The organism is Micromonospora sp. NPDC049580 (assembly GCF_040675595.1).
In the GTDB taxonomy this organism is placed as follows: Bacteria; Actinomycetota; Actinomycetes; order Mycobacteriales; family Micromonosporaceae; genus Micromonospora.
The window spans coordinates 1-8598 of sequence record NZ_JBFAPG010000272.1; the positions used below are offsets into that span (position 1 = coordinate 1).

Consider the following 8598-nt stretch of genomic DNA (forward strand, 5'->3'; position numbering starts at 1 on the left):
TGTGAGTCATATTTATGACTCACAGTCATACCGCTCATTGACCGTACCGGCTCGTCGCGCGCGCCAATCACCGCGAGCCACCACCGCCGGAGCCAGCACCCCCGCCCGAGCGAGCACCCCCGCCGGCCAAGCACACCGCGCCGCGCGAGCATCACCGCCGCGCGTACCACTCGGCGTGGACCAGCGGCGGGCGGCGGGCGGCGGGCGGCGGGCGGCGGGCGGCGGGCGGTCAGCCTGCGACGGCGGCTGGTTCCCGTAGCGGGTCGGTGGCGAAGCCGGCCACGCCCTCGGCGAAGCCGACCCGGGCCGTGTAGCCGAGCAGTTCCACGGCCCGGCGGGGGTCGGCGACCAGGTGCCGCACGTCGGCCGCGCGGGCCCCACCCACCACCTGCGGGGCCGGCCCGCCCATCGCCTCGGCCAGGGTGACCGCCAGCTCTCCGACCGTGTGCGGCTCGCCCGAGCAGACGTTCACCGGCACCAGCGTGGCCGGCGGCGCGCTGCTGGTGAGGGCCAGCAGGTTGGCCCGCGCCACGTCGGTGACGTGCACGAAGTCGCGCCGTTGCCGGCCGTCCTCCAACACCCGCGGCGCCACGCCGGCCGCCAGCGCCGACCGGAAGATCGATGCCACTCCGGCGTACGGGGTGTCGCGGGGCATCCGGGGGCCGTAGACGTTGTGGTACCGCAGCGCCCACACGGCGCCGCCGGTCTGCCGGGCCCAGGCGGCGGCCAGGTGCTCCTGGGCGAGCTTGCTCGCGGCGTACGTGCTGCGGGGTTCCAACGGCGCGTCCTCCGGCACGAGCACCGGATCGAGTCCGCGGCCGCAGTGTGGGCAGGTCGGGTCGTACCGGCCGGCCGTCACGTCCTCGGGCCGGCGGGGCGCGGGGCGCACCGTGGCGTGCTCGGGGCAGGCGTAGCGCCCCTCCCCGTAGACCACCATCGAGCTGGCCAGCACCAACCGACCGATCCCCGCCCGGTGCAGCGCCGCCAGCAGCACCGCCGTGCCGTAGTCGTTGTGCGTGACGTAGTCGGGGGCGTCCGACGGATCGAGGCCGTGGCCGACCATCGCCGCCTGGTGACAGACCGCGTCCACGCCGGTCAGCAGCCGGTCCAGCAGAGGGCCGTCCCGGACGTCGCCGCGGACCACCTGGTGCCCGCGTGACCAGGCGGGCAGCTCGCCGCCGTGTGCCTGGGGCAGCAGCGCGTCCAGCGCCACCACCTCGTGGCCCTGCTCCACGAGCAGGTCGACGACCTGCGACCCGATGAACCCGGCCGCGCCGGTGACCAGTACGCGCATGCCGGTCACGGTAGGGCGGACGGGACGCCCGGCGGGCCGGTTCGGCGGACCCGTAAGGAGTTCGCAACAGCTCGGCGGGCGCCGACGCCCCGGTAAGCGTTCGGTAATGCGATAAACCCGGCCCGGCCGTACCCCTGCGGTCTAACCTGCCGGCAGTGCCCGCCACCGGCCCACGCGCCCGGCCGGGCCGACCGGTGTGGACGACAACGGCGCGTGACGGCGAGGAAGGGGCAGCGGGTGCCGGTTAGCAGACCCGGCCCGAGCGGCAGCGAAACCCGGGCAACGGACGCGGACGGCTACGGCGCGCCGCGCCGGCTCTGGCGCGGGCTGGCCCAGCACGGCCCACCGGGTGTGGACGCCGTCAAACGGAGCTGGCGCAGCCCGTTGCGCGGCCCCTGGCTCACCGCCGTCTACGGGTCGGTGCTGCTGGTGGCGCTACCACTGGTGATCATCACCGGGCTGCTCGACTACGCCGCCTACAGCCCGCAGTTCGACCAGGCGTTCCCGGCGAACGTGGGCTGGCTGCGGCTGCCCGCCTTCGACTGGCCGACCCGGCCGTCCTGGCTGTTCCGGGTCACCCAGGGGCTGCACGTGACGCTCGGCATCGTGCTCGTCCCGGTGGTGCTGGGCAAGCTGTGGTCGGTGCTGCCGAAGCTGTTCGACTGGCCGCCGGCCCGCTCCCTGGCCCAGGTGCTGGAACGACTGACCCTGCTGCTGCTGGTCGGCGGGATCCTGTTCCAGATCGCCACCGGCCTGCTCAACATCCAGTACTCGTACGTGTTCGGCTTCGACTTCTACACCGCCCACTACTTCGGGGCCTGGATCTTCACCGGCGCCTTCGTGGCGCACGTGATCATCAAGTTTCCCCGGCTGGTGACCGCGCTGCGGTCCCGCCCGCTGGGCGCGGAACTGCGCACCCCGCGCGCCGCGACACGACCCGAGCCGCCCGACCCGGACGGCCTGGTCGCCGCCGAACCCGGGCCGGCCACGGTCAGCCGGCGCGGCGCGGTCGGCCTGGTCGGCGGCGGGGCGCTGCTGCTGGCCGTCCTCACCATCGGGCAGAGCCTGGACGGCCCGCTGCGGCGCACCGCGCTGCTGCTGCCCCGCGGACGACAGCCCGGCACCGGGCCGAAAGGCTTCCCGGTCAACCGCACCGTCGCCGCCGCCGGCGTACGCCCCGAGCAGACCGACGCGAGCTGGCGGCTGACGCTGCGGGGCGGCGGGCGGACCGTGACCCTGGACCGGCCCGGCCTGCTGGCCATGGCGCAGCACACCGCCGCCCTACCCATCTCCTGCGTGGAGGGCTGGTCCACCCGGCAGACCTGGACCGGCGTCCGCCTTCGTGACCTGGCCGCGCTCGCCGGGGTCGCGGGCCCGGCCTCGGCGCGCGTGTCGTCGCTGGAGCAGGCCGGGCTGTTCCGCACGGCGGTGCTCGCCGCCAACCAGGTCCTCAATCCGGATTCGCTGCTCGCCCTGCGGGTCAACGGCGTCGACCTCGCCCCCGACCACGGCTACCCGGCTCGGGTCATCGTGCCGGCCCTGCCCGGGGTGCACTGCACGAAGTGGGTCACCGAGATCGACTTCCGGGGTCAGGCCGATGGCTGAGCGAGCCGGGCCGACCGGCGGACGGGCCGGACCGACGGCTGGGCGGGCCGGGCGGTGGCGGGCCGCCTACGGCGCCGCGCCGTGGCATTTCGTCCTGGTGACGGCGGCCATCGTGCTCGCCGGCTGGGTGGCGCTGCGGCTGGCGCAGGAGGCGACGTTCAGCCGGATGCTGCTGTGGTTCGTCGGCGCGGTCATCGCCCACGACCTGGTGCTGTTCCCGGTGTACGCGAGCGCCGACCGGGTGCTGCGCGCGGTGGTACGCGATCGTGTCACGCTGCTCAACCACCTGCGGGTGCCGGCGCTCGGCACGGCGCTGCTGTTCGTGGTCTACTCCCCCGGCATCCTGCGGTGGGGCGAGACCACCCACGAGGCGGCCTCCGGCCTGACCCAGCGGCCGTACCTGGTGCGCTGGTTGGTGCTCAGCGCGGCACTGTTCCTGCTCAGCGGCGCGACGTACGGCCTGCGCGCGGCGTTGGGCCGGCGCGGTTCGGCGTCCCGCGCCCGGCGCTGACGGCCCCGGGCGCCCGGCCTGCCGGTCGGGCGCCCGCAGTGGTCAGGCCGCCGGCGCGTTGGCGTACGCCGCGACGGCCCAGGCGCCGTCCGTGCGGTGCAGGACCCAGGTGGCGTGCCGACGCCGCTGGGCCGGCAGCTCGTCCTCACCGGCCATCAGGATGCCGGCAGCGCTCACGACGATCGCGGTCTCTCCGAGCACTCGGATGTCCAGTGGCTCGTCGACCCCACGGGATCCCTGCAGCGGTCCGGCGAACCCGGCGGCCATGTGCGCCCGCACCGCCTCGCGGCCCCGGTGCAGCACACCGGGCATGACCACTGTGGCGTCCGGGCGGTAGAGGGCAGCGAAGGCGTCCGCGTCGTTGTCGCCCCAGGCGGCGTAGAGGCGCCGGAACAGGTCGAGGATGGCATCGGTGGCGGTTGGCGCGTCGCCTTTCGGGGCGAGCGAGGTGTTGTTCATGCGGGTGACCTCTCTGTCGGTGGCGCCGTCGATCCGACGCCGGGCTGGACGTGCCGCGCCGCACCAACGGGGCGCGGGCCGACGGCACGTCTCACCGGGGGATACCGGCGAGCGGCAGTGAACTCATCGCTGCCGACGGTGGGCATTTCTCACCCCGCCCGCAGCTGGGCGGGGATCGTGCCGCGCTGGCATGCTGCCGGTGGAGGTGGCGCATGGATGTGCTGGCGGGCGACGGTTTCGTGACGACGACGGCCGGGCTGCGTCCCGAACTGCTGGCGCACTGCTACCGGATGCTGGGCGCCGTCGACGAGGCCGAGGATGTCGTCCAGGAGACAATGCTGAGGGCCTGGCGGGCGCGGGACCGCTACGACGCCGCCCGGGCCACGCCGCGTACCTGGCTCTACGCGATCGCCACCAACGCCTGCCTGACCGCGCTGGAGGGCCGCCGACGACGACCGCTGCCGACCGGTCTCGGCCCGCCCAGCGAGGACGCGGACGCGCCGCTGACTCCGCGCATGGACGTGCCCTGGCTCCAGCCGCTGCCGGACGCCCGGCTCACCGGCACCGATGACCCCCAGATGGTGGTGCAGCGGCGCAGCAGCCTGCGGTTGGCGCTGGTGGCGGCCCTGCAGCTGCTGCCGCCGCGGCAGCGCGCGGTGCTGATCCTGCGCGACGTGCTGCGGTTCAGCGCCGCCGAGGTGGCGGGGCAGCTGGGCACCTCGGTCGCCGGCGTCAACAGCGCCCTGCAGCGGGCACGCGCCGGGCTGGCCGACACCGGCCTGCGCGACGACGCCGTGCGGGAGGCCGACGATCCCGAGGTACGCGCCACGGTGGACCGGTACGTGCGGGCGTTCGAGGCCGCCGACGTGCCCGCGCTGGTCGACCTGCTCACCGACACGGCGGTGTTGGAGATGCCGCCGGTCCCCCTCTGGTATTCGGGCCGGGCGGCGTACGGCCGGTTCATGTCCCGGGTTTTCGCCCTGCGGGGCCGGGACTGGCGGGTGCTGCCGACGGCGGCGAACGGTCAGCCGACCCTCGCCGCGTACTGTCGGCAGGACGGCCCGGGGTACCGCCTGCACACGGTGCAGGTGCTGACCGTCGTGCGGGCCAGGGTGGCGCACAACGTGGTCTTCCAGGACCCGGCGGTGCTGCGCGCCTTCGCTGTGCCGACCACGCTGGGCTGAGCGGCGGGCGTCAGGTCTCGCCGAAGCGGTCGGAGAGCGCGTAGCGCAGCAGCACCACGTCGCCGATCTGGCGGGCCTCGGCCAGCCGGGCGCGGCGATCCGCGTGCCAGGGGAAGCTCCCCTCGCCGACGAACCGGGGCGCCCGGCGGTCGCCGACGAAGAACGGGGCGACCACCAGGTGCAGCTCGTCGGCGAGGCCGGCCGTGAGGAACTGCGCGTGCACCGTCCCGCCGCCCTCCACCATCAGCCGCCGCACACCCCGCGCCGCCAGGTCGGCGAGGACCCACCCCGGGTCGACCGGCTCGCCCCCGTCCACCACGGTGGCCAGCCGACCGACCCGCTCGCGGGTCTTGTCCAGCACACCGCTGGCGCAGTAGACCAGCCGGTCGGGATCGCCCGCGGTGAAGAACCGGGCGGTCGGATCGAGATCCCCCCGGGCGGTCAGGGTCACCTTGGTGGGCGAGGCGGGCCGCCCGCACGCCACCCGCTCGGCCCGGCGCCCGGCGGAGCGCACCAGCAGGCGCGGGTCGTCACGGCGGACCGTGGCGGCGCCGACCAGGATCGCGTCGCAGCTGGCCCGTACCGCGTCGACGCGGTCCAGGTCGTCCTCGTTGGACAGCAGCAGCCGCTGGTCGGAGGCGTCGTCGATGTACCCGTCGAGGGAGGCGGCGCAGCTCAGCAGCACGTACGGCCGGCTGATCATCGGGAGACGGGCCGGTCAGGGGTACGACCCGCCGGCGCCTCCGCCGCCTCGGTCTCCGCCGCCTCGGTCTGCGCCGCCTTGGCGGCCTTCGCCGCGAGGTACTCGGCGTTGGCCGGGGAGAGGAAGACGCTGGTGGGGACGCGTTCGACGACGTCCACGCCGAGCCGGGTCAACTGCTCGGCCTTGTCCGGGTTGCTGCTGAGCAGGCGCACGCGCGACACGCCGAGGGTGGCCAGCATCTGCGCGGCGGCGCTGTAGTCGCGCTCGTCCTCGCCCCGGCCCAGCGCCACGTTGGCCTGGTAGGTGTCCAGCCCGGCATCCTGCAGGGCGTACGCGTCGAGCTTGGCGTACAGACCGATGCCCCGGCCCTCCTGGCGCAGGTAGAGCAGGAACCCACCGGTCTCGGCGATCCGCTGCACCGCCTCGCGCAGCTGCGGCCCGCAGTCGCAGCGCTGGCTGCCGAACACGTCACCGGTGAGGCACTCGCTGTGCGGGCGGACCAGCGGCGGCTCGCCACCGGCGGCGAGCCGGTCCAGCGCCCCGGCCCAGTCACCCAGGCCGAGAGCGAGGTGCTCCCGACCGTCGATGAGGCCCTTGAACGTGAACACCCGGACGGTGGTGGTGTAGCCGTCGGGAAACGCCAGCGGCACCGTGACCTGCGTACGGACCGTGGCGACCGGCAGTGCTTCGGGCATGGGACTCCTTTGTCCGGCGCCGCCAACAGGCGGCGACGCGTACCGTCTCACCACCACTCAACAGCCGCCGCCGGAGGCAGCTTCCCGAGCGGTGGCGGGATTGCGGGCCCGCCGGGCGAGCAACACGGCCGCGCCGGGCAGGCTGGCCACCAGCACGAGGGCACCGTAGACGGTGGCGGTGGCGACACCTTCGGCCGCGCTGAGTCCGGCCGCGCCGAACACCCACGCGGCCACCCCCTCGCGGGGTCCGAACCCGGCGACGTTCAGGGGCAGACCCATGGCGAGCAGGGCCAGCAGCGTCAGCGGCAGCAGCCGTGTCAGCGGAGCGTCCGAACCGGCGGTCCGTGCCGCCACCAGGAAGGTGGCCAGGTGCCCGGCGACCATCACGGCGGAGGCGACCAGCACGCCGAGCCAGGTACGCCGGGCCAGCAGCCCGGACCGCACGTCCGCCACGGCGGTGCGTACGCCTCGGGCCCACCGGGACCGGCCGCCGCCGGGCAGGCGCCGCGCCAGCAGCACGACGGCCAGCCCGCCCGCGAGCAGCAGGGCGGCGGTGGCGGGCAGGTACGGCCGCACCGGCGACGGAAACGCCGCCAGGACCACCAGCGCGACACCCACCAGGACCACCTGACCGGCGGTACGCTCCCAGACCACCGCCCGGATGCCCCGGCTGACGTCGCCGGCGTCGCGGCCGTGGCGTACCGCCCGGTGCACGTCCCCGAGCACCCCGCCGGGCAGCGTGGCGTTGAGGAACACCGCCCGGTAGCAGTGCGCCACCGCGGTCGCCAGCGGCAGTCGCACGCCGAGGCCACCGGCGACGAGGCTCCACCGCCAGGCCGCGCAGACCGTGGTGAGCACGCCGATGAGCAGGGCCGCGGCCAGCGCCGGCGCGTTGATCAGCCGTACGCCGGCGAGGAACGGGCCGCCGCCCACCTGCCACAGCAGGGCGGCGAGCAGGCCCACCCCGCCGACCACTCGTGCCCAGGCCCACACCATCGACGCCGGTCCTCCCTGAAGATCGTCCACTCCCTCTAGTGCACGTACCCAGGGCGTCGACGGTTCATCCACCGGCCAGAAGGTCCAGGTGCTCGACCAGCACGCCGAGCCGGCCGGCGGCGGCGTCGGCCAGCCGGCGCTGGGCGTACGCCCCGGTCGCGCCGGCCAGTTCCGGGCGTTGCTCGCAGGCCGCGCCCAGCCAGCCGCGGAACCACTCGGCGGCCAGGTCGGCCTGCTCCGGGCCGAGCCGCCACGGGCTGGGCCGCTCCCGCACCGGCACGCCCCGCCGGGCGAACGCGGCGGCGGTGGCCTCGGCGGCGTCCGGGCCGAGCAGCCGGCGGCCGTCGACGGTACGCCGCTGATGCTCGTTGAACGCCTCCTCGACGGCGGCGTCGAGCGGGTCGGCCGGGGTGAGCCGGACCCGGCCGGTCACCGATATCGCGAACAGGGCGGGGCGGCCGGCGTCGACGCAGGCGGCCACCACCCGTTCGACCTCCTCGGCGGTCAGCATGTCCAGCAGCGCGGACGCGGTGACCAGCGCGCCGTCGGACAGGTCGGCGGCGCTCAGCCGGGTCAGGTCGCCGCAGCGGGTGTCGACGGTGACCGGCGCTCCGTCGGCGGCGGTCACCCCGGCCATGCCGTCGGCGGCCCGGGCCAGCAGGTCGGCGTCCCGGTCGTGCAGCACCCAGTGCTGCGGCCCGGTCAGCCGGGCCGCGAGCCAGCGGCTCATCGAGCCGGTGCCGCTGCCCAGGTCGTGGATCAGGATCGGGTCGTGGCCGGTCAGTCGGGGCCGGACGGCGTCCACCAGGTCCTCGGCGCGGGCCGCCGCGTCGGCCGGCTCACGCAGACGCAGCCAGTCGGCGAACGGCAGGGTCTCCTCGACGGTCATTCCGCCACCTCCTCCAGCACGGCGGCCAGGCGCGCGGTCGTCACCGGCCAGTCGGTCAGGGTGTCGCGCCGGGCGAGCGCGGCGTGCCGCAGCCGGGCCCGCAGCTCGTCGTCACCCCACCACCGGCTCAGCGCGTCGGCCAGGGCGGCCGGGTCGTCCGGCGGGACCAGCAGCCCGGGCAGGTCACCGTCGGGGGCGCGGCCCAGCGCCTCGGCGCATCAGCAGCACCTGGGGATGCCCGGCATGCACGGCACGGTCGCTG

At 75.4% G+C, this 8598-nt stretch carries 9 protein-coding genes; 3 read left to right on the forward strand and 6 right to left on the reverse strand.

Annotated elements, in window-relative coordinates:
• Nucleotides 1-229 precede the first annotated feature (229 nt).
• The gene (locus AB0J68_RS20665) at nucleotides 230-1294 is read right to left on the reverse strand and encodes an NAD-dependent epimerase/dehydratase family protein (RefSeq protein WP_363939987.1); all 1065 of its coding nucleotides are present in this window, start codon (nucleotides 1292-1294) and stop codon (nucleotides 230-232) included.
• Between the two features lie 237 nt (nucleotides 1295-1531).
• On the opposite strand from AB0J68_RS20665, the gene AB0J68_RS20670 reads away from it, so the two are divergent.
• Nucleotides 1532-2899, forward strand: coding sequence for a molybdopterin-dependent oxidoreductase (locus AB0J68_RS20670; protein WP_363939989.1), 1368 nt, complete (start codon nucleotides 1532-1534; stop codon nucleotides 2897-2899).
• Nucleotides 2892-3410 carry a hypothetical protein gene (locus AB0J68_RS20675; RefSeq protein ID WP_363939991.1) on the forward strand — a complete coding sequence of 173 codons (519 nt, stop codon included), beginning with the start codon at nucleotides 2892-2894 and terminating at the stop codon, nucleotides 3408-3410. The genes AB0J68_RS20670 and AB0J68_RS20675 overlap by 8 nt, the downstream gene beginning before the upstream one ends.
• Nucleotides 3411-3452: 42 nt before the next feature.
• Here AB0J68_RS20675 and AB0J68_RS20680 read toward each other — a convergent pair whose 3' ends face one another.
• Nucleotides 3453-3869 (reverse strand): SgcJ/EcaC family oxidoreductase, encoded by a 417-nt coding sequence (locus AB0J68_RS20680; RefSeq protein ID WP_363939992.1) that lies wholly within the window; start codon nucleotides 3867-3869, stop codon nucleotides 3453-3455.
• Nucleotides 3870-4081: 212 nt separating this feature from the next.
• On the opposite strand from AB0J68_RS20680, the gene AB0J68_RS20685 reads away from it, so the two are divergent.
• Nucleotides 4082-5053: an RNA polymerase subunit sigma-70 gene (locus AB0J68_RS20685; RefSeq protein ID WP_363939994.1), complete on the forward strand. Its 972-nt coding sequence runs from the start codon at nucleotides 4082-4084 to the stop codon at nucleotides 5051-5053.
• 10 nt (nucleotides 5054-5063) lie between these two features.
• On the opposite strand, the gene AB0J68_RS20690 is transcribed toward AB0J68_RS20685, so the two are convergent.
• The 4 genes from AB0J68_RS20690 to AB0J68_RS20705 all read right to left on the reverse strand — a co-directional run bounded on the left by AB0J68_RS20690 (nucleotide 5064) and on the right by AB0J68_RS20705 (nucleotide 8336).
• Complete coding sequence (locus AB0J68_RS20690; protein ID WP_363939996.1) at nucleotides 5064-5756, reverse strand: dihydrofolate reductase family protein; 693 nt, start codon at nucleotides 5754-5756, stop codon at nucleotides 5064-5066.
• Complete coding sequence (ribA, locus tag AB0J68_RS20695; RefSeq protein ID WP_354860849.1) at nucleotides 5753-6451, reverse strand: GTP cyclohydrolase II; 699 nt, start codon at nucleotides 6449-6451, stop codon at nucleotides 5753-5755. Before ribA ends, AB0J68_RS20690 begins: the two co-directional genes overlap by 4 nt.
• Before the next feature lie 57 nt (nucleotides 6452-6508).
• Nucleotides 6509-7447, reverse strand: a complete 939-nt coding sequence (locus AB0J68_RS20700; protein ID WP_363939998.1) for a lysylphosphatidylglycerol synthase transmembrane domain-containing protein — start codon at nucleotides 7445-7447, stop codon at nucleotides 6509-6511.
• 64 nt (nucleotides 7448-7511) lie between these two features.
• Nucleotides 7512-8336 carry a class I SAM-dependent methyltransferase gene (locus AB0J68_RS20705; RefSeq protein WP_363940000.1) on the reverse strand — a complete coding sequence of 275 codons (825 nt, stop codon included), beginning with the start codon at nucleotides 8334-8336 and terminating at the stop codon, nucleotides 7512-7514.
• Between the last annotated feature and the right edge of the window lie 262 nt (nucleotides 8337-8598).